22 protein-coding genes are annotated in these 19,418 nt (G+C 62.6%); 17 read left to right on the plus strand and 5 right to left on the minus strand.

Features of this window, described 5'->3' with window-relative positions; genetic code table 11:
- The first annotated feature begins 11 nt into the window (after window positions 1-11).
- The 9 genes from JHD73_RS13505 to JHD73_RS13545 all read left to right on the plus strand — a co-directional run bounded on the left by JHD73_RS13505 (window position 12) and on the right by JHD73_RS13545 (window position 7,810).
- Window positions 12-1,163: a DegT/DnrJ/EryC1/StrS aminotransferase family protein gene (locus tag JHD73_RS13505; RefSeq protein ID WP_199030786.1), complete on the plus strand. Its 1,152-nt coding sequence runs from the start codon at window positions 12-14 to the stop codon at window positions 1,161-1,163.
- Complete coding sequence (locus tag JHD73_RS13510; protein ID WP_199030787.1) at window positions 1,148-1,990, plus strand: phytanoyl-CoA dioxygenase family protein; 843 nt, start codon at window positions 1,148-1,150, stop codon at window positions 1,988-1,990. Before JHD73_RS13505 ends, JHD73_RS13510 begins: the two co-directional genes overlap by 16 nt.
- A 2-nt stretch (window positions 1,991-1,992) precedes the next feature.
- Complete coding sequence (locus JHD73_RS13515; protein ID WP_199030788.1) at window positions 1,993-3,165, plus strand: class I SAM-dependent methyltransferase; 1,173 nt, start codon at window positions 1,993-1,995, stop codon at window positions 3,163-3,165.
- Window positions 3,162-3,677 carry a GNAT family N-acetyltransferase gene (locus JHD73_RS13520; protein ID WP_199030789.1) on the plus strand — a complete coding sequence of 172 codons (516 nt, stop codon included), beginning with the start codon at window positions 3,162-3,164 and terminating at the stop codon, window positions 3,675-3,677. Before JHD73_RS13515 ends, JHD73_RS13520 begins: the two co-directional genes overlap by 4 nt.
- On the plus strand, window positions 3,674-4,387 hold the full coding sequence (locus JHD73_RS13525; RefSeq protein ID WP_199030790.1) for a WbqC family protein: 714 nt from the start codon (window positions 3,674-3,676) through the stop codon (window positions 4,385-4,387). The genes JHD73_RS13520 and JHD73_RS13525 overlap by 4 nt, the downstream gene beginning before the upstream one ends.
- Window positions 4,384-5,658, plus strand: coding sequence for a glycosyltransferase family A protein (locus JHD73_RS13530; protein WP_199030791.1), 1,275 nt, complete (start codon window positions 4,384-4,386; stop codon window positions 5,656-5,658). Before JHD73_RS13525 ends, JHD73_RS13530 begins: the two co-directional genes overlap by 4 nt.
- Window positions 5,659-5,670: 12 nt before the next feature.
- The gene (fliE, locus tag JHD73_RS13535; protein ID WP_199030792.1) at window positions 5,671-6,000 is read left to right on the plus strand and encodes a flagellar hook-basal body complex protein FliE; all 330 of its coding nucleotides are present in this window, start codon (window positions 5,671-5,673) and stop codon (window positions 5,998-6,000) included.
- Window positions 6,001-6,217: 217 nt separating this feature from the next.
- Window positions 6,218-6,661 carry a MarR family winged helix-turn-helix transcriptional regulator gene (locus JHD73_RS13540; protein WP_199030793.1) on the plus strand — a complete coding sequence of 148 codons (444 nt, stop codon included), beginning with the start codon at window positions 6,218-6,220 and terminating at the stop codon, window positions 6,659-6,661.
- A 60-nt stretch (window positions 6,662-6,721) separates the two neighbouring features.
- Window positions 6,722-7,810: a glycosyltransferase family 2 protein gene (locus JHD73_RS13545; protein ID WP_199030794.1), complete on the plus strand. Its 1,089-nt coding sequence runs from the start codon at window positions 6,722-6,724 to the stop codon at window positions 7,808-7,810.
- A gap of 19 nt (window positions 7,811-7,829) precedes the next feature.
- Here JHD73_RS13545 and JHD73_RS13550 read toward each other — a convergent pair whose 3' ends face one another.
- The 4 genes from JHD73_RS13550 to JHD73_RS13565 form a co-directional block, all read right to left on the minus strand.
- Window positions 7,830-8,186: a flagellar protein FliT gene (locus tag JHD73_RS13550; protein ID WP_199030795.1), complete on the minus strand. Its 357-nt coding sequence runs from the start codon at window positions 8,184-8,186 to the stop codon at window positions 7,830-7,832.
- A gap of 59 nt (window positions 8,187-8,245) precedes the next feature.
- Window positions 8,246-8,674, minus strand: a complete 429-nt coding sequence (gene fliS, locus JHD73_RS13555) for a flagellar export chaperone FliS (protein WP_199030796.1) — start codon at window positions 8,672-8,674, stop codon at window positions 8,246-8,248.
- Window positions 8,675-8,726: 52 nt separating this feature from the next.
- Window positions 8,727-10,772, minus strand: a complete 2,046-nt coding sequence (fliD, locus tag JHD73_RS13560; protein ID WP_199030797.1) for a flagellar filament capping protein FliD — start codon at window positions 10,770-10,772, stop codon at window positions 8,727-8,729.
- A gap of 205 nt (window positions 10,773-10,977) precedes the next feature.
- Window positions 10,978-11,799 carry a flagellin gene (locus JHD73_RS13565; protein ID WP_199030798.1) on the minus strand — a complete coding sequence of 274 codons (822 nt, stop codon included), beginning with the start codon at window positions 11,797-11,799 and terminating at the stop codon, window positions 10,978-10,980.
- 415 nt (window positions 11,800-12,214) lie between these two features.
- Here JHD73_RS13565 and JHD73_RS13570 point away from each other — a divergent pair, with 415 nt between their 5' ends.
- Entirely contained in the window at window positions 12,215-12,850 is a 636-nt protein-coding gene (locus JHD73_RS13570) for a response regulator transcription factor (RefSeq protein ID WP_199030799.1), read from the plus strand.
- Window positions 12,851-12,890: 40 nt separating this feature from the next.
- On the opposite strand, the gene JHD73_RS13575 is transcribed toward JHD73_RS13570, so the two are convergent.
- Window positions 12,891-14,630 carry a bifunctional diguanylate cyclase/phosphodiesterase gene (locus JHD73_RS13575; protein WP_233176957.1) on the minus strand — a complete coding sequence of 580 codons (1,740 nt, stop codon included), beginning with the start codon at window positions 14,628-14,630 and terminating at the stop codon, window positions 12,891-12,893.
- Window positions 14,631-15,122: 492 nt separating this feature from the next.
- On the opposite strand from JHD73_RS13575, the gene fliL reads away from it, so the two are divergent.
- The 7 genes from fliL (at window position 15,123) to fliR (ending at window position 19,411) form a co-directional block, all read left to right on the plus strand.
- Window positions 15,123-15,620, plus strand: coding sequence for a flagellar basal body-associated protein FliL (gene fliL / locus JHD73_RS13580; protein ID WP_048935572.1), 498 nt, complete (start codon window positions 15,123-15,125; stop codon window positions 15,618-15,620).
- Between the two features lies 1 nt (window position 15,621).
- Entirely contained in the window at window positions 15,622-16,629 is a 1,008-nt protein-coding gene (fliM, locus tag JHD73_RS13585) for a flagellar motor switch protein FliM (RefSeq protein WP_199030801.1), read from the plus strand.
- Entirely contained in the window at window positions 16,619-17,080 is a 462-nt protein-coding gene (gene fliN, locus JHD73_RS13590; protein ID WP_199030802.1) for a flagellar motor switch protein FliN, read from the plus strand. The genes fliM and fliN overlap by 11 nt, the downstream gene beginning before the upstream one ends.
- A gap of 69 nt (window positions 17,081-17,149) precedes the next feature.
- Window positions 17,150-17,539, plus strand: coding sequence for a flagellar biosynthetic protein FliO (gene fliO, locus JHD73_RS13595; RefSeq protein ID WP_199030803.1), 390 nt, complete (start codon window positions 17,150-17,152; stop codon window positions 17,537-17,539).
- A complete protein-coding gene (gene fliP, locus JHD73_RS13600) occupies window positions 17,536-18,294 on the plus strand; it encodes a flagellar type III secretion system pore protein FliP (RefSeq protein ID WP_199030804.1) in 759 nt (252 codons plus the stop codon). The genes fliO and fliP overlap by 4 nt, the downstream gene beginning before the upstream one ends.
- Before the next feature lie 9 nt (window positions 18,295-18,303).
- Complete coding sequence (gene fliQ, locus JHD73_RS13605; protein WP_021193480.1) at window positions 18,304-18,573, plus strand: flagellar biosynthesis protein FliQ; 270 nt, start codon at window positions 18,304-18,306, stop codon at window positions 18,571-18,573.
- A gap of 43 nt (window positions 18,574-18,616) precedes the next feature.
- Window positions 18,617-19,411: a flagellar biosynthetic protein FliR gene (gene fliR, locus JHD73_RS13610; RefSeq protein ID WP_199030805.1), complete on the plus strand. Its 795-nt coding sequence runs from the start codon at window positions 18,617-18,619 to the stop codon at window positions 19,409-19,411.
- The last annotated feature ends 7 nt before the right edge of the window (window positions 19,412-19,418 follow it).

The following is a 19,418-nucleotide window of genomic DNA, read 5'->3' on the forward strand; positions in this document are numbered from 1 at the left end:
CAGGAACAGCCATGACCCAGAAGATTCTGTATTCCAAGCCGTCGATCACCGAGCTGGAAGTCGAATACGCCACCGATGCCGCCCGCAACGGCTGGGGCGACCAGTGCTACGCCTACATCAACCGCTTCGAAAAGCAGTTCGCCAAGTTTGTCGGCACGCAGTACGCCATTGCCACGTCAAGCTGCACCGGTGCCATGCACATGGGCCTTGCGGCGCTGGGCATCGGCGCGGGCGACGAGGTGATCCTGGCCGACACCAACTGGATCGCCACCGCCTCGCCCATCACCTACGTGGGCGCCACGCCGGTGTTCGTCGACATCCTGCCCGACACGTGGTGCGTGGACCCAGCGCAGGTGGAAGCCGCCATCACGCCGCGCACCAAAGCCATCGTTGCCACGCACCTCTACGGCAACCTGTGCGAGATGGACCGCCTGCTGGAGATGGCCGAGCGCCACGGCATTCCCGTGATCGAAGACGCTGCGGAAGCCGTTGGCTCGCGCTGGGGCGAACATGCAGCCGGTGCACAGGGCATCTTCGGCACGTTCTCGTTCCATGGCACCAAGACCATGACGACCGGCGAAGGCGGTATGTTTGTCACGAATGACCGCGCGCTGTACGACCGCGTCATGACACTGAACAATCACGGCCGCGTGCCGGGCGGCAAGCAGTTCTGGTCAGACTTCATCGGCTTCAAGTACCGCATCTCCAATGTCCAGGCTGCCATCGGCTGCGCTCAGCTGGAGCGCATCGACGCATTGGTCGCACGCAAGCGCGAGATCTTCGCCGCGTATCAGCAACATCTCGGTAGCGTTGCCGGCCTCGCGCTCAACCCCGAGGCGCCCAACACCTTCAACAGCTACTGGATGCCGACCGTCGTGTTTGACAAGGCACTGGGTATTACGCGCGACGTGTTGCTGGCTGCGTTCGCGCGCCGCGGCATCGATGCACGCGTGTTCTTCTACCCGCTGAGCCAGACCGAGTTGTTCGGCACGTCGGCGGACAGCGCACGCCTCAAGGCACCCAACAGCTATGCGATTGCCGAACGTGCCATCAACCTGCCGTCCTATCACGATATGTCGAGTGCAGACATCAATACGGTGTCGCAAGTGGTACTCGATCTTGTGCAGGAACACCAGGAGAAGCTGACATGGCTGGCATCCTGACACCCGATCAAGTCGAGACCTTTCAGCGTGACGGCCTGCTGATCCTGCGCGACTTCTACGCGCCGTCGCAGGTCGAGCCGATCCAGCGTGCGATCTACGACATCATCGGCCTCATCATTGACAAGTACCGCCTCAACATCGCGCGCGCGCCGTTTGCACCGGAACGCTTCGATGACGGTTATCAGGCGGTCATCCAGGCCAATCGCAAATACGGTGCCGAGGTGTATGACGCGGTCAAACAGATTCCGGCGTTTGTCCGCCTGCTGGGCGATCCGCGTCATGAAGCCCTGGTGACCGAGGTACGGCCCGGCGCCCTGCCGGGTATTGCGAACGCTGGCTCCGGCATCCGCATCGACAACCCGCGCGAAGAGAAATTTCGTGCCAACTGGCATCAGGAATATCCGGCCCAGTTGCGCAGTCTGGACGGCGTGGTGTTCTGGAGCCCGCTGGTGGAGATCACCCCCGAGATCGGGCCGGTCGAGTTCTGCCCCGGTTCGCACGTGGAAGGGCCGCTGCCAGTGTTCAGCGCAGATCCGGACAACGCCGGCAAGCAAGGCGCCTATGCGTTGCTGATCAAGGACGAAGCGAGCTATCTGGCACGCTATCCGCACGTGCAACCGTTGACCAAGCCGGGCGATCTGGTGATGGTCGACTTTCTGGTGCTGCACGCATCGGGACACAACACCAGCCAGCGTTCACGCTGGTCGATGCAGTTCCGCTACTTCAATTTCTGCGAGCCGACCGGGCGCTCGCACGGCTGGAAGGGGTCGTACGCCAACGGTGTCGACTTCCGTACCGTCCATCCCGAACTTTCCGTGGAAGCCTGACCATGACCCAGGGTGCTCTGCCATGCAATGTCTGCCAGCAACCGTTGGCAGAACCGATCTACCGCGCCCCGCAAAGCGCACTGTCTTCACTGCGCCGCGCCATGGAAGGCACGCTGGAGGTGTTCTGCTGCGCGGCGTGCGGCCACATCCAGACCGTGGAGCTGTGTGACAACGGCAGCTTCTACGACACCGAGTACGACATCCTCGTCAACAGCGAGGAAGAGGACCAGATCTACGCGGTCGAGAACGGCCGGAAGATCTTCCGCGCCGATCATCAGGTGGCCACCTTCCAGCGCAAGCTGGCACTGCCTGAAGGTGCGCGTGTGGTCGACTTCGGCTGCGCAAAAAGCGCGACCATGCGCCTGCTGAAGCAGCAACGCCCGGACGTGAACGTCCACCTGTTCGACATCAGCGATCGCTACATCGGTTTCTGGGAAAAATTCCTCAGCCCCGATCAATGGGCCACGTACACGATCCCGCCGGCATGGCAGCGTTCGTTTGACGTGGTCAGCTCGTTCTTCTCGCTCGAACACATTCCTGACCTGCCGACCGCGCTGCGCAATATCCACGGTCTGTTGCGCGACGGCGGCCGGCTGTACGCCATCGTGCCCAACACGTTCACCAATTCGGTGGACTTCTTGGTGGCGGATCACGTCAACCACTTCACGCACACGTCGCTGCAGACCCTGCTGGCCAAGCATGGGTTTGACCTGCTCGAAGCGGATGCGCAAAGCCACCGCGGCGCGTTCGTCGTCACCGCCGTGCGCCGGCCCGGCGACAGCAAGGTCGCACCGGTGCTGGATGCACAGGAACTGGCTGACACCCAAGAAGCCGCCAACCGGCTGGCACGCTTCTGGCAGCAGGCCTCCAGCCATCTGACGGATTTCGAAACGCAGCACGGTGGCGCGCCCGCCGTGATCTACGGCGCCGGTTTCTACGGCGCCTACACCGCCAGCAACCTCCAACAGCCGCATGCCTTGCGCGCGTTTGTCGACCAGAATCCGTACCTGCAGGGGTCGTCGCTGGCGGGCAAGCCGGTCGTGGCGCTGGACAGCATTCCGGACGAGGTTGAGGTGGTGTATCTGGCCGTCAACCCGGTCATTGCCGATGAGGTGCGGCACACCGTGGAAGCCGCCTATCCGAACCGCTTCCGGTATTTCCGCTTCCAGCCATGATTGCGCGCGGCTCACTCCTCCTGCGGGAATGGCGCGAGAGCGATATCCCGCAACTGCTGCCGCTGCGCAACGATGTGCCGACGCAGCTGCAGTTGATGACACGCCCGCGGCCCAACTCCGCCGCCAGCGTGCGCGACTGGCTGATCGGAAAATCCAAGCAGAGTGAGGTCGTGCTGTTCATCATCGCAGCCCAAGCGGATGACAGTGTGCTGGGGTATCTCCAGTTGAACCACATTGATGCGGTCAACCGGCACGCCTCACTCGGCATCTGCCTGGCGTCGTCCGCGCAGGGCCGGGGCCACGGACGCGCGGCGTGCGAAGCCGCATTTGCCTATGCCAGCGAGACCCTGTGCCTGCGCAAGATCACGCTGGAAGTGCTGGCAGAGAACACGCGCGCCATCGCGCTGTATCAGAAGCTCGACTTCCGGCATGTTGGCACGCTGAGCGGCCACTATCTGCAAGACAACCGCTGGCACGACGTTGTCCTCATGGAGCGGATGCTGGCGCCATGAACGTCGTCATTACACAGCCGATGCTGTTCCCCTGGCGCGGCCTGCTTGAGCAGATCATGCTGGCGGACGTGCTCGTCAATTACGCCGACGTGCAGTTCTCCAAGGGCAGCTTCACCAACCGCGTGCAGATCAAGGACACCACCGGCACGCGCTGGATGACCGTGCCGCTGGAAAAATTCCACCTGGGCGCCCGCATTGACGAGGTCAAACCCGCCACCAACGTGGACTGGCGCGCGCAGCACCTGCGCATGCTGGAGCAGGCGTACGAGGCCGCCCCCCACGCAAACGACATGCTGGCCCTGGTGCGTACGGTGTACGCGGTGGACTACCCCAACATGGGCGCGCTGGCGCTGGCATCCATGCGCGCGGTCTGCCGCTACCTGGGCATTGAAATCGACCGCAAGTTTGTCGATTCGTCGGAGCTGGACATCCCCGGCCGCAACAGCGACCGCGTACTCGCCATCGTGCAGAAGCTACGAGGTGACACCTACATCACCGGGCACGGCGCCAAGAACTATCTGGCCCATGCCGAATTCGAGCAGCACGGCATTACCGTGGCCTACATGAATTACGCCTTGCAGCCGTATACACAATTGCATGGCGCGTTCACGCCCTTCGTCAGCAGCCTGGACCTGATTGCCAATCATGGCCCGGCAAGCAAGGCGTACCTGTGCCCTCAGACCCTTAACTGGCGCGAGTTCATCCAATGAGTGAGATTGCAGCGATCCAAACCGAAGCCGGGGCAACCCAGGCGCCTCAGAAGACGGATGAGGCTGTGCAGCAGGTTGCACTGAGCGTCTGCATCCCGACCTACAACCGCGCCCGCTACCTCGACAACTTGCTCGCAGAGCTGGTCAGGCAGATTGGCGAACTGAAGTTCAGCTACGAACTGCTGATCGGCGACAACTGCTCGACCGACGGCACCGAAGAGGTCGTGGCGCGGTATCAGGACAAGCTGAACATCCGGTACTTCCGCCGACCGTCCAACCTGGGCTCCGATGAGAACCTGAACCGGTTGTACCGCAGCGCGCAGGGCAAGTACGTGCTCTACCACGCTGACGACGATCTGCCCATCCTGGCCGAGATCAACAACAACATCGGCATTTTCGAGCGCAACCCAGGCGTGGGCGTCATCTTCGCGCCCTGGATCCTCCACGACCTGCCGACCCGGCAAGACGTCACGACGTTCTATCGCCAGGACGATGACTACCTGATCGAGCAGAACGACTATTCCAAGCTGATGGTGCTGGTGCTGTCGCACCACCTCTTCCCAGAGATCTATCTGGCGCGCCGCGAGGTGATGAACCGGCTGTATTTCAGCGCCCCCGAGCATGCGTTCTACGCCTTCGTGCATGCAGCAGAAATGCTGGGGACCAGCGCCGTCTACTTCAGCAAGACGCCGTTCTACCGGTCGGTCACGCGCTACTTTGATGACGAAACCCGTTCGCAAGCGGGTAACGAGCAGGTCAAGCACGCGTGGGATCGGTATCGCGGGGGGCTGGAATATCTGTTCGGCAAGTTCTCGCATACGCTGCCTGCCGCCGAGCGGCCGGAGTGGCTGAACGCCATCAACCAGTTCGTCCTGGTACGCATGAAGGTGGCTCTGCGCCTGCGCACCCAGGAAGGCGGTCACTGGATCGACAACTACTACATCGCCAATCGCATTCGCGCGCTGGGCGAAGCGGCTGACCTGCCCGCACCGTACGACCTGTACCGCGTGAACGCGGCATTCGAATACATCACCAGGCTCGATCCCTTCAAGCCTGAGTCGCCCAGATACGCCACCCTGCGCCGCGCGCCGCTACAGGTCTTCCACCACGCACAGGGCTTTGCCGAGACCGAATTCCTGGTGCTGGACGACGATGCCGTCATTCCGCATCACACCATTGTCGTGACGCCGGTTCCGATGGAAATTCCGGTGCCGGCCGGCCGCGAGGTCCACTTCGTTTCCGAGCTCGAAGCGCTCGCCAAATTCCCCTGATCCCAAACCAGCATGGATTTCTCCAACGCCAATTCCGTGGTCTCGCTGATGAACAGCGTGCTGGCGCCATCGAGCGCCGTCGGCAGCAGTATCGGCGGCACTGACGCGGCCAAACCGAGTGTCGATTTCGGTGCGGTGCTCAAGTCGTCGCTGGACAAGGTCGATGCCTCGCAGCAAAAGGCCGCGTCCATCTCGCGCAGCTTTGAGATGGGCAACAATGATGTCGACCTCCACGACGTGATGCTCTCGCTGCAGAAAGCCAACATCGACCTGCAGACCGCCGTGCAGGTGCGCAACAAGTTTGTCTCGGCCTATCAAAGCATCATAAGCATGTCGATCTGACGTGACCTCGCCGCCGCTTGTCATGCCCGCCAGCTGTGACCACCAGATCTGAGCGACGGCCAAAGCGCTTACAACTGCGTCACGCCGCGCGTACCCAATTCACATGCCGTCCGTGGCAATATTGACGTCCCATTGAATACGGTCATGCGCACACCGCCTGCCCAGGCCGCTGCGGCACGCACCGCACAGGTGCCAGGACCGTCCCCGGGAGTCTTCCGTGAACGACGTGCTGGCGCTCGATCAGCAGCTCTGTTTTCCTCTGTACGCCGCCGGCCACCTGCTGACGCGTCTGTACCGCCCGCTGCTCGACGAACTTGATCTCACCTATCCGCAATACCTCGTGATGCTCGCCTGCTGGCAGCAGGCACCGTGCGCCGTGGGCGACCTGGGCCGCACGCTGTACCTGGATACCGGCACGCTTACGCCGTTGCTCAAGCGCCTGGAAGAACAGGGTTTGCTCACGCGCACACGCGATCGCGACGACCAGCGCCGCGTGGTCATCGAGTTGACCGAGACGGGCCGCGCGCTGAAAGCACCCGCCACCAACGTGCCGCAAGCGCTCACATGCAAGATCCCGCTTGAGCCCGGCGAGATCAGCGCCACGCGCGAAATGCTGCACAAGCTGCTGGATGCGCTTGCTGCGGCCGATGACCGCGGCTAGCGGCATTCACCTGACCGACAGGCCAGGCTGCATCCTGAATCTTCATCTTTCCGACACACTGTGCCATCCACTCCCGCCAACCTCGCGCTGGTTGTCATCGCGCGCAACGAAGCCTCCTGCATTGAACGCTGCCTGCTGAGCGCCAAACCGTTTGTCGACCGCATGGTGGTGCTGGATACCGGCTCTACCGACGACACCATGGCCATTGCGCAGGCGTGCGGCGCGCATGTCAGCCAGATGACTTGGCAGAATGATTTTTCAGCGGCGCGCAACGCCGCACTGGAAGCCGCCAATGCGGACTGGAACCTCGTCCTGGATGCGGATGAATGGCTGGAAAGCGGCGGCGAGCAGTTGCGCGCCCTCAGTAATGCCAACCCGATGCTGGGCATCCTCTGCATCAAGAACGATACCGACGCGACCGACGCCGCCAGCCAGCTGATTGCATGGCTGCCCCGGCTGCTGCCGCGTGGCGTGCGCTATGCGGGGCGCATCCACGAACAACCGGTGTCTTCGCTGCCGGCGCAGCGCCTGCCCATCGTGCTGCGGCACGACGGCTACACCAGCGCCAAGATGCAGAAGAAAGGCGAACGTAATACGCAACTCCTGCTCGACGAACTCAAGCATCGGCCAGACGATCCTTACGTGCTGTTCCAGCTCGGCAAGGAAATCGAACTGCATCAAGAAGACTACGCCAGGGCCACGAACTATTACGCCCGCGCTTTCGCCCTCGCACCGCAAGACGCCCCGTACCGCCGCAACCTCGCGCTGCGCTATCTGTACAGCCTGGGTAAATCGGATCGACTGGACGAAGCGATGGCCCATGCGGATGCCAGCATCCATGCATGGCCGGACTTTCCGGATCTGTGTTTCGCGCTGGGCTTGGTGTTGGTGGATGCGGCGGTCAAACATCCCGAGCACGCCAGCACGCAGTGGCTACCGCTGGCCGAGCAGGCGTTTTGCCGTTGCCTTGAGATTGGCGATCAGGCGGGGATGGATGGCAGCGTGGTTGGGCGAGGCAGTTTCCTGGCGGCTCAACAACTCGCGACCGTGTATCAGATGCAGGCCAATGTGCTTGCCCGCAAATCCGAGCAGTACCTGGCGCTGTCGAAGCAGATGCAAGGCGCGCCTGCGCCTCGCCAAGTTGAATGAGTCTGTCGTCTGTAGCGGGTCAGTAGCGCGCCATGCTGCCGTAGGCGTGGCTGGCGGTATTGGCGCGGCGCGCCGTGTCGATGCGCTTCTGCAGGCGATCCAGGCGCGGATACACCATCGCGCGCACGCGGGCATCGTCTTCAAGAATGCGCACGAGTAGCGTACGTTTGCGCTCGATGTCGTCGCGCGACAGCGTGGGATGCGGCTCGGAACGGCGCAGCGCATCCACATAGGCGGCGCTTTCGCGCTCGAGCGTACTGACGACTTCCCAGTTACCTACTTCAGCTGCGCCGACCATTTCGGCAGTCAGGCGTGCAATGGCCTCGTAGCAAACGAACAGACTTTCGCTGTCCTTGATCGGAAAGTTGCGGTGCATGTTGGCTCCAGTTGGGCCGAATTCAATCAAAAAATCGCTTTGCTGCGCGGCCAGCCGCGTCAGCTCACAACACTCAGGTGGTTGCTGGACGCCGCCGCGCCGGGCTGGCCAATGGCAAGCCAAGCATCCTGCAGGGTCGCCAGCAGACCGTCAACCTCGGCAAGAATCGTCAGGTCGTTGGTGCCGTTGGCCAGCAGCAGGCGGCGCAGCATGTAGTCGTACAAGCCATTGAGCTGCACGGCGATCTCGCCGCCGCGCTGGTGGTCGAGGCTTGCCTGCAGCCCCTGACCGATGATCGAGATGACTTTGTCAAATGCACGCAGTTTGGCGGGCACATCACCACGCTGGATGCCGGCGCCGGCCAGGTTGATGGCGGCGCGTGCACCTTCAAACAGCATGGCGATCAACCGATGCGGATTGGCATCTACCACAGACGTCTCGATACCGACTTGCGCGTAGGCACCGATGGCGCGGCGTGCTGCGTACATGGGAAAGGTCCTCGCTGTGTGATCTTGTTATGGGTGGTGCTTCAGTTCTGCATCAACCGCTCGTGGTCTGATTCTGGATCGCCGCGAGCTGCGTAGTCAGGTAGCTGCTGGTGTTCGACATGCTGGCCACCGCTGCCGACAACGCGTTGAACTGCGTGTAGTACAGGGCTTGCTGATTGCTCAGCTGCGTCTGCATCGTGCTGATCTGGCTGGCAAGCGAACTGAGCGAGCTGTTGATGGAGTCGGTCTCGCTCTGCACCATGCCGTTGGTTGCCAGCAGGTTGGTCATCACCGTGTTGAGCTGCGCGGCGTAGCCACGCTGCACCGTCACCGTGCCGCGATTGCCCACCGAACCGCCGGTCACCTGCACAGTCAGACCATCGACCGCCGTGCCGCTGGCGCCGTAGAGGTTCTGGCCCGATCCCGTGGCGGCGACACCGTTGATGGTGCCCTGTACGTCCTGGCCGATCGTGGCAGCGGGGCTCGCCCCCATCAGCGACGCCGCACCATTGCCCGACACCGACACCGACGAAATCGAGCCGAACTGATTGTCGGTAATCGACAGCACACCGCTGGCATTGGCCGACACCGACGCCGTGATCTTGGCGTTTTGCAGCGCAGATGATGCGTTGATCTGGCTTTGGATCTGTGTGGCCAGCCCCCCCGCACTGTAACTGCCAGGCGGCACCGTCACGTTGACGGCGATGCCACTGATATTGAACGCCAGGGTATCGTTCGAGCCTGCGGTAATGGTGGTATTAGCTGCAGCCGACCCCGCCAGCGACCCTTGCGTCGCCAGTTGCGTCACGTTCACCGCGTAGGTGCCGGACTGTGTGGTGTCCGAGAAGGTCGGCACATTGAGCAGCGCATCCGTGGCCGTGCCCGTGCCCGCAAACAGACCCGCCACCTGGCTGGGCGAAGCAGCAATGGCCGCCGACAGCGTGCTGCTGTTGATCGACAGCGTGCCGTCCGAGTTCATCGTCACGCCCACGCTGCCCAGTGACTGGTAGTTACCGCTGCCAACGGCCTGCCCCAGCACGTCGGTAATCTGGTTGATCAACGTCTTGGTACTCACATCGCCAGCCAGCGGGCCGTTGTTGGCGCTGTTGGACGTGTCGATATTGGTGAGCGTGTTCAGTTGCGTACGCAGCGCGTTGTAGCCGTTCACGAAGTTGGTGACGGCGGTGGTGGTGGCAGTCGGGTCGTTGGCCACCGTTACGGTGGTGCTGCCCGTCTTGGCCAGCGTGAACGACGTACCGTCCACCACATTGGACAGCGTATTGGTCGGGCTCTGCACCGCAATGCCGTTGATGGTGGCCAGGGCGTTCTGCCCGGTGGTCACCTCGGTCATGTTCTGCGTGCCGGACGGGTCTTGCGAGAGCAGCGAAGACAGGGTCGAATCCCCCGACACGGAGATCTTCATCTCCGAATTCGAGCCGCCCGCCGTGGAGGTCAGCACCAGGCGATACGGGTTGCCGCTGCCGTCGTTCACGATACTCGCCGACACGCCCAGGTTGGCCGAGTTGATGGCATCACGAATGCCGGACAGCGTGTTGTTGGACGAATTGATCGTGATTGAGCCGCCCGGCAGGCCGCCGTTCTGCGTGAACGTGGCGCCGCTGTATTGACCGTTCGACAAGGTGCCACCCGACACCGTACCGAACGAGAACGAAATCGTGGTCGGTGTACCACCGCCAATGGATGTCGTGGTGGAGGCCTGTCCCTTCGCTGCCAGGACCTGCGATTGCGCAAGCTGCGTGACATTGACAGCGTAGGAACTGGCCGGAGCCGACCCCGTGACCGATGCGCTCAGCACCGATGTGTCATAGCCGCTGGCCTTCATGGCGCTATAGCTCGACGCCGTGGTCAGGTTCGACAGTGCGGTCTGGAAGGTCGACAGTGAGCTTTTGAGCGTGCCCACGGCCGAGAGCTGCGTCTGGTATGACGTCTGCTGGCTCTGTAGTTGCGTCAGCGGCTGGCTTGCCACGCTCATCAGGCTGGTGACCAGCGAGTTGACGTCGATACTCGTCCCGATACCGGGAATCGAAATCGGCGGAACGTAGTTGCTGCTGGTAGAGGAGGTGGTGGTAGTCGCCATGATCGAATCTTGATGAGCGTCTGCATCGGCGGAAGTCTTCCTTCTCAACGGCAACGCCTGTCACTTCTTTAGGGCGGGTTAGCCAAACGCCGCCCCCGATGAAGAGGGGTATCCCACCTCAAAAAAAAACCGGCGCCCCAAGGAGCGCCGGCCTTCGCTTGAACCGCCCGATGATCTGGACGGCCGAGCCTGCATCAACCTGCCATTAGCCCTTCAGCAGGTTCAGGATGCTGTTCGGTGCCGAGTTGGCTTGCGCCAGCATGGCCGTACCCGCTTGCTGCAGAATGTTCTGACGGGTCATGTTCGACGTTTCAGCCGCGTAGTCGGTGTCGATCATGGCGGACTTGGCAGCCGACAGCGCGGTGTTCGACGAGGTCAGCGTGTTGATGGTCGAGCTCAGACCGCTTTGCTGTGCGCCCAGGCTGGCACGTGCCGACTTCAGGCTGGCCAGATCGGTGGCGATCGCGGCTTGGGCTGCGGTTGCGTTGGCGGTCGAGGTCACGCTCGTGCCGGTCAGCGTACCGAAGCTGGCCAGGTTGGCGTTCGTAACGGTTGCCACATCGGTCGATGCGCTTTGGCCGTACTGGAACGACGTGGAGGTCACCGAACCATCAAACAGCTTGGCGCCGTTGTAGTTGGCGTTGGTTTCGATGTTCTTGTTGGCCGAGGCCAGCTGTTGGTATTCCTTGTCCAGGTTGGCCTGGTCGGTGGTCGACAGACCGCCGTTGTTGGCTTCCACTGCCAGCTGGTTCATACGCTGCAGGTTGTTTTCAACCTGGCTCAGGTACGAGTCGGCCGTTTGCAGGTACGACTGTGCATTGTTGGCGTTCTGGATACCCTGGGTTTGTGCGTTCAGCGTGGTGGTCAGGCTCGACGACACAGCGTAAGCAGCGGCATCGTCCTTGGCGCTGTTCACGCGCAGGCCGGTCGACAGGCGTTGCAGCGACGTTTGCAGAGCGTTCTGCGACTGCGACAGAGCTTGCTGCGTTTGCAGGGACGAGATGTTGGTATTAAGGCTGAGGGACATGACGGCTCCTAAGTTTCCCGATGGCGTTGTTGCCCGTTTGGTTGCTCGTTCCGGCTAGGCCGGGCAACGTGACCTGCAACTTGAAGGGGATCAGGTCTGCGTTGTACTCAGGTTATCGGTGGCCGCGGCAGAAAGTTTAGGGGCAACTTGACAAATTTGTGCGCGAGCGGCGGTTTGGCTTGGGAGGCACCCCCTACTTCCGCCCCCCACCAAAAGAGGCGCCGGGCCTCCTTCTTGGCCGGCATGTGCTCGGCTATACTCGATCGATCCGTTCAAAAGCGCCCGCCTCTATATAGAGCACAGAGCGCTGCCGCACAGATGGGGAGTTGCACGGCCCGCCAGCATGATCCACAGGTCCAAGACCCGCTGGCGGCTAGAAGAGCTCTGAAGTGAGCCCGTTTGACCCGCAACGCCCATGCTTAACGTTCTGATTGTTGAACCGCACGATATTGCCCGTGCCGGCTTGCGCCAGATCCTCAAGGATTCGCGCCTGGCCCGGCAGATCGAGGCAGTCCCCGACCTGCACAACGCCAACCAAGATCTGCTTGCCGAACGCGAGTGGGACGTCATGCTGTTCTCGGTGGAATCTGCCACCGGTGACGAGTTCCTGACCATCAAGACCGTACGCCAGCAGCACGCACGCCTGGCCATACTGGCGCTGGGCCGTCACCCCGAGGCGTTGCTCGCTGTGCGGGCGCTCAAGGCCGGCGCGTCCGGTTATCTACCGATGGACGCCAGCCAGCCGCAACTGCTGGCGGCCGTCAACGCCATCGCCAAGGGCAAGAAATACCTGCCCTCTGACATGGTGGAGGTGCTGGCCGACAACCTGAACGTCGACTGGGACAAGCCCCGCCACGACATCCTGTCCGACCGGGAATTCCAGACCCTGCGCATGCTCGGCTCCGGCCGCACGCTGAGCGAGATTGCCGAGGCGCTGCAGATCAGCGCCAAGACAGTCAGCGTCTATCGGGGGCGGGTGCTCTCGAAGATGAAGCTGCGCAACAACGCCGAAATGACCATGTACGTGGTCAGCAACGGGCTGCACCTGTAGAACGCCCCGCAAAGCCGCAGCACGGGGGCGTTTTCCAAACTCAAAGAAGTCGCGGAATGCGCTCGCCATATCGGCGTACGTTCTCGCGCACCAACTCCTGTACAGCGGATGGCTCCAGCGGACGCGTGAGCAGGTAGCCCTGATACTCGTCGCAGCCGACTTCGCGCAGAAAATCGAGCTGTCCGGTGGTCTCCACGCCCTCCGCCACGGTTTTCATGCCCATCGCCTGCGCCATCATGATGATGGCCCGCGTGATGGCGGCACGTTCGGCCACGTGCGGCAAATCCTGCACGAACGAGCGGTCGATCTTGAGCGTGTCGATCGGGAAACGGTGCAGATACGACAGCGATGAATATCCGGTGCCGAAATCATCCAGCGCCAGCGACACGCCCATCGCGCGCAGCTCGGTCAGCAGCGCATGCAACGACGGATCATCGCGGATCAAAATGCCCTCGGTCATCTCCAGCTCAACCGCGTCCCCCGGCAAGCCGCTGGTGGAAAGCGCCCCGCGCACCATGGTGCTGAGCTGCCCCGAACTGAAAGCCTGCCCTGACAGGTTGATCGACATGCGCAGTTGCGGCAGCCCGATGCGGCGCCAGCGCGCAAGCTGATCGCAAGCGGCGCGCAGAATCCAGCGGTCGATCTCAACAATCAGGCCGGTTTCTTCCGCATCCTGGATGAACTGGCCGGGCATCATGCGGCCGAAATCTGCGGAATTCCAGCGGATCAGCGCCTCAACGCTGACGATGCGGCCGCTCTTCACGTCCACGCGCGGCTGGTAGTCGGCATAGAACTCGTTGCGGTCGCTGGCGCGGCGCAGGCCCGATTCAATGCGGAAGCGGCGCGAAACACGGTCGTCCAGATCGCTGGTAAATGTCTGGAAGTTGTTGCGGCCCCGCTCCTTGGCCAGATACATGGCCGCATCGGCCTTGCGCAGCAGGGTGTTGGAGTCGTCGCCGTCGTGCGGGGCCACGGCAATGCCGATCGACACGCCCAGGAACAACTCCTGCCCCTCGATGTAGAAGGGCGCGCTGATGGCCGAGAGAATGCGTTCAGCCACGCGGCGCGTGCCCAGGCCGTCGAGCGATTCGAGCATGACGACAAACTCGTCACCGCCCAGGCGCGCCACCGTGTCGGCCTCTCGCGCGCAGGCCTGCAGGCGGGCCGCTACTTCGCGCAGCAGCATGTCGCCAAACTGGTGGCCCAGCGTGTCGTTGACGTTCTTGAAACGATCCAGATCCAGGAACATGACCGAGACGCGCGTACGGTTGCGGCGCGCGATGGCCAGTGCATGCTCCAGACGGTCTTCCAGCGCGGAGCGGTTCAGCAGGCCGGTCAGCGTATCGTGTGTGGCCAGATGCCGGATGCGCTGCTGCGCCTCGCGGATCTGCGTAATGTCGACCAGCGACACCAGCACGGAGTAAGGCGGCATGCCCGCATTGGCCCCAGTCGCCGGCACAGCGGTCATCGAGTGACCGCCCTCCGTGTACAGCGGCGTCCAGTTGCTCGACACCCACACGGTGCGGCCGTCCTGGCAATGCAGCCCGAAAATCTGGCTCAACTGCGGCAGGCCTTCGGCCATCACGTCGCGGTCGGGCCAGTCGGTGTCGTGGATGGGCGCCTCGAACTCGTCAACGGCCGACAACACCACCTGCGCCAGCGTGCGCCCCACCAAGTCGGCCACAGGCACGCCCAGCAAGCGCGCGGCGCTGGGGTTGGCGTAGGTCACCCGCCGCTGGCCGTCACACACCAGAATGCCCTCAGTCAGCGCGTTGACCATCGACAGCAGGTCGAGCTTCGGGCAGAAGCCCGGTGGCTCGCCGCGTGCCGGACAGTCAGCTGGCAGTCCGTCGGCATCGACGGCGCCAAGAGCAGCTCGGGTGGGAAAGGGCAAGGAATTCAAGACGGCTTCCGGCTGGACGTTTGTGCGGCGCCGAAAACTTGCCCGGCGCCCTTTGCACAACTACAACGGCACGCGCGGGCAAATCTTTCGGGCCGACATCACTTTTACGCAGCGGCTTGCGCGCCGGGCGGTGAGGAAGGCGCATGGGGGCGAGATGCATCGCCATAAAGTGATTTATAGATTACTTTACAGTCACCAAATCCACCCATCTCTTTGCCGCAAACCCCCGAGATAGACGGGATTGACCGCGTTTCTTGGCGGAATGAGCTGGACAGAGGTGGTGAAGAATGCCATCCGAGAACCCGACTCTGGAATTTCCGAATTTCGAGCCGGGAAGGCCCACCCCCCTATAGCCTCCGAGTGATCCCCATGGCCGAAGCCGCTGCCGCCACTACCGCACCCGCCCCTGCTGCCAAGGGCGGCTCTACCAAGCTGCTGCTGATCATCCTGATCGTGCTCGTGCTCGTCGGCATGGGCGGCGCCGCTGCCTGGTTCTTCCTGGGAGGCGCCAACCACGCTGCGTCCCCCGCCGCACCGGCCAAGCCCAAAGAGCCGGTGTTCGTGCCGATGGACACCCTGACCGTCAACCTCAAGCCCGAGGAAGGCAACGATCGCTATCTGCAGATCGGCATCACCTTCAAGAGCTTTGACAAGCACGCAGAAGAAGGCATCAAGACCTACACGCCCGAACTGCGCAGCCGGATCCTGACGCTGCTGGCCAGCAAGTCGCCCACCGAGCTCTATCCGGCAGAGGGCAAGGCCGCACTCGCCAAGGAAATCGTCGAACAATGCGAGCAGGTGTTCAAGGCTGTCGGCAAGGAATCGCCGGTAGCGGACGTCCTGTTCACCAACTTCGTGATCCAGTGACATGCTCAAGGAAGAGTTTCTTTCCCAGGAGGAGATCGATGCGCTCCTCAAGGGCGTCACCAACGAGGTCGACGAGGAACCTGTCGAGGCCGACCCGTCTGGTATCCGCACCTACAACCTGGGCTCTCAGGAGCGCATCGTCCGTGGGCGCATGCCCACGCTGGAAATCATCAACGAGCGGTTTGCGCGCAACTGGCGCCTGGGGTTGTTCAACTTCATGCGCCGCAATGCGGAGATCTCCGTTGGGCCGGTGAAGGTCCAGAAGTACAGCGAGTTCATCCGCAACCTGGTCGTGCCGGCCGCTATCAACCTGGTGCACGTCAAGCCGCTGCGCGGCACGGCGCTGTTCGTGTTCGACCCCAACCTGATCTTCCTGGTGGTCGACAACCTGTTCGGTGGCGACGGGCGCTTCCACATGCGCGTGGAAGGCCGTGACTTTACGGACGTCGAGCAGCGCATCATCCAGCGCATGCTGCAGTTGATGTTCGACCACTACGGCAAGGCATGGCAGCCGATCTACCCGATCGAGTTCGAACAGCTGCGCATGGAAATGCACACCGAGTTTGCCAACGTGGCCACGCCCAATGAGGTGGTGGTGACGACCAGCTTCAGCGTGGAGCTGGGCAGCAACGGCGGCGACGTGCACATCTGCATGCCCTACACGATGATCGAGCCGATCCGCGACCGGCTCACCTCCGCCATCCAGGGCGAGGCGCTGGAAGTGGACAAGCGCTGGGTGCGGCTGCTCTCGCAGCAGGTGCAGACCGCCGAGGTGGAACTGATTGCCGACCTGACCACCGCCCGCGTGCAGTTTTCTGACCTCCTGAACATGAAGGTGGGCGATGTCTTGCCGGTTGAGCTCGACGATTTTGTAACCGCCAAGGTGGACGGCGTGCCCGTCATGGAATGCAGCTACGGCACCTTCAACGGTCAATACGCCCTGCGGGTCAACCGCATGCTGAATATGAGCGGCAGTGAATCTGCCATGGAGTCTGACGATGACAACTGAACCGACCATGAACCCCGAGACCAGCGCCGACGACATCGATGTCGAGATGACGATGGAAGAGGCCATGGCCCTGGAAGCCGCGCAACGCGCCGCAGCCAATCCGCCGGCAAGCGCGCCCGCTCCGACGCCAGCCGCCGATTCGGTCTTCAAGCCGTTGATGGCCGACAGCCCGAGCACAACCAGCTCGCGCAACGACATCGACATGATTCTGGACATCCCCGTGCAGTTGACGGTGGAGCTTGGCCGCACCAAGGTGCCCATCAAGAACCTGCTGCAACTGGCGCAGGGCTCGGTGGTGGAACTGGACGCACTGGCCGGTGAGCCGATGGACGTGCTCGTCAACGGTTACCTGATCGCCCAGGGCGAAGTGGTGGTGGTGAACGAGAAGTTCGGTATCCGCCTGACCGACATCATCACGCCGTCCGAACGTATCCGTAAGTTGAACCGCTGAGTTGAACCACCCAGCGTCGCACCTGACGCACCCTGCGCAACCACTGCTCCCCCCGGGCAAGGTGTTGAAATGAACCATGCAGTTGATTGGGCCCGCACCTTGGGCGGCCTGTTTGTCGTATTGGCCATGATCGTGGCAGCCGGCTGGCTGCTGCGCAGGCTGCAGCAGCGTGCGGGCATGGGCCCTGGGCGCCGCAGCCAGGTCGTCTCGGTGGTGGCGCAGCAGATGCTGGGCGCCCGCGAGAAGGTGGTGGTGGTGGAAGTGGAAGGCACGTGGCTGGTGCTGGGCGTCACCCAGCACAACGTGCAGACGCTGCACACGTTGCCACGCCCCATTGAGCCTGCCAGCCCTACCGAGCCGGATGCCGGCTCCGGTGACGGCGCCAATACCAAACCCCCTTCCTTTGCCGACGCACTGGCCATCCAGGTCAAGCGCCATCTGACGGGGAAGTCGGAATGAACATGCGTGCTGTCTTCCCTGGTGTGCGTCTATTGATTGCACTGGCACTGCTGTGTGCCGCACCCGCCGTGTTTGCGCAGGCGCAACCCGGCCTGCCGCTGCTCTCGGGCACTGCCGGCGGGCAGAGCTACACGCTGCCGGTGCAAACGCTGATCTTCCTCACGTCGCTGGGTTTCCTGCCAGCCATCATCCTGATGATGAGCAGCTTCACGCGCATCATCATCGTGCTGTCGTTGCTGCGCCATGCGCTGGGCACGCAGACCACCCCGCCCAACCAGGTGTTGATCGGGCTGGCGCTGTTCCTCACGTTCTTCGTCATGTCGCCGGTGCTCGACAAGGTGTACACCGACGCCTACGTGCCGCTGCGCGACAACAAGATCACCGTAGAACAGGCCATGGACACCGCGGCCACCCCGCTGCGCCAGTTCATGCTCAAGCAGACGCGCGAGCCGGATCTCGCCCTGTTCGTCAAGATGGGCAACATGCCGCCCATCGCCGCGCCCGAACAGACGCCCATGCGCGCGCTCATTCCCGCCTTTGTCACCAGCGAGCTGAAGAGCGCGTTCCAGATCGGGTTTGCCATCTTCATCCCGTTCCTGGTGATCGACATTGTGGTGGCGGCGGTGCTGATGTCGATGGGGATGATGATGGTCACGCCGTCGATCTTCTCGCTGCCGTTCAAGATCATGCTGTTTGTGCTGGTGGATGGCTGGCACCTATTGCTGGGCTCGCTGGCCCAGAGCTTTGCGCAATAAGGAGCCGTCATGACACCCGAGTACGTATTGGATATGGCGCGCCAGGCGATGCAGGTCGCCATGATGGTGGGCGCGCCCATGCTATTGGTATCGCTCGTGGTTGGCCTGCTGATGGCGGTGTTCCAGGCTGCCACACAGCTGAACGAGCAATCGCTGTCGTTCATTCCCAAGCTGGTGGCCGTGGCCGCCACCATGATCCTGGCTGGCCCCTGGCTCGTGAGCGTGATCGTTGACTACACGCGCGATCTGCTCACCAACATCCCCAACTACGTGAATTGACGTAGCCGAGCTGACGTAGCCGCCCCACTCCGCCAAATCGACCATGATCCAGTTCACCGCCACCCAGCTCAACGGCTGGATCGCCATGTACTGGTGGCCGCTCGTGCGCATTCTGGCATTCATTGCCATTGCGCCGCCGTTTGCCAACACGGAGGTGCCGATGTCGATCAAGGTGGCATTCGGCGTGATCCTCACGGTGGCGCTGGCACCGATACTGCCGGTGCCGCCTGGCGTGTCCGTGGGCTCGTACGAGGGGTTGTGGATCACCCTGCTGCAAGTGGCGATTGGCCTGTCGCTCGGGTTTTGCGTGCAGCTCGTGTTCAGCGCTATCAGTGGCGCGGGTGAGCTGATGTCGATACAGATGGGCCTGGGCTTTGCCACGCTGATCGACCCGCAGCAGACCGAAAGCAGCATGCTGCTCGGCCGCTTCCTCAACCTCACGGCCATCACCGCCTTCATTGCCGGCGACGGGCACCTCGTGCTGCTGCACGCCCTGTTCGACAGCTTTACCGCCCTGCCCGTCTCGGCCGCACCGCTGGCCAACTCCGGCTGGCAGGCACTGGCCGAAGGCGGCACCATTGCCTTCGCGCTGGCCGTGCGCGTCGCTCTGCCGATCATTGCCATCATGATGATCGTCAACCTGGGCTTTGCGGTGCTCGCACGCACCGCACAGGCGCTCAACCCCTTTGCTGTGGGCATTTCCGCCACGCTGGTGGTGGGGTTGATGCTCATCATGGTGATGATGACTTCGCTTGCACCGGTGGTGGAGCGGTCGGTCATGGATGCGTTGGAACTCAGTGGGCGGGCGTTTACTCAGTTTGGGGCGACGCCTCGCTAGCGCGGTA

Origin of the sequence: Ralstonia sp. ASV6, assembly GCF_016429285.1 — a bacterium.
Classification (GTDB): Bacteria; Pseudomonadota; Gammaproteobacteria; order Burkholderiales; family Burkholderiaceae; genus Ralstonia; species Ralstonia flaminis.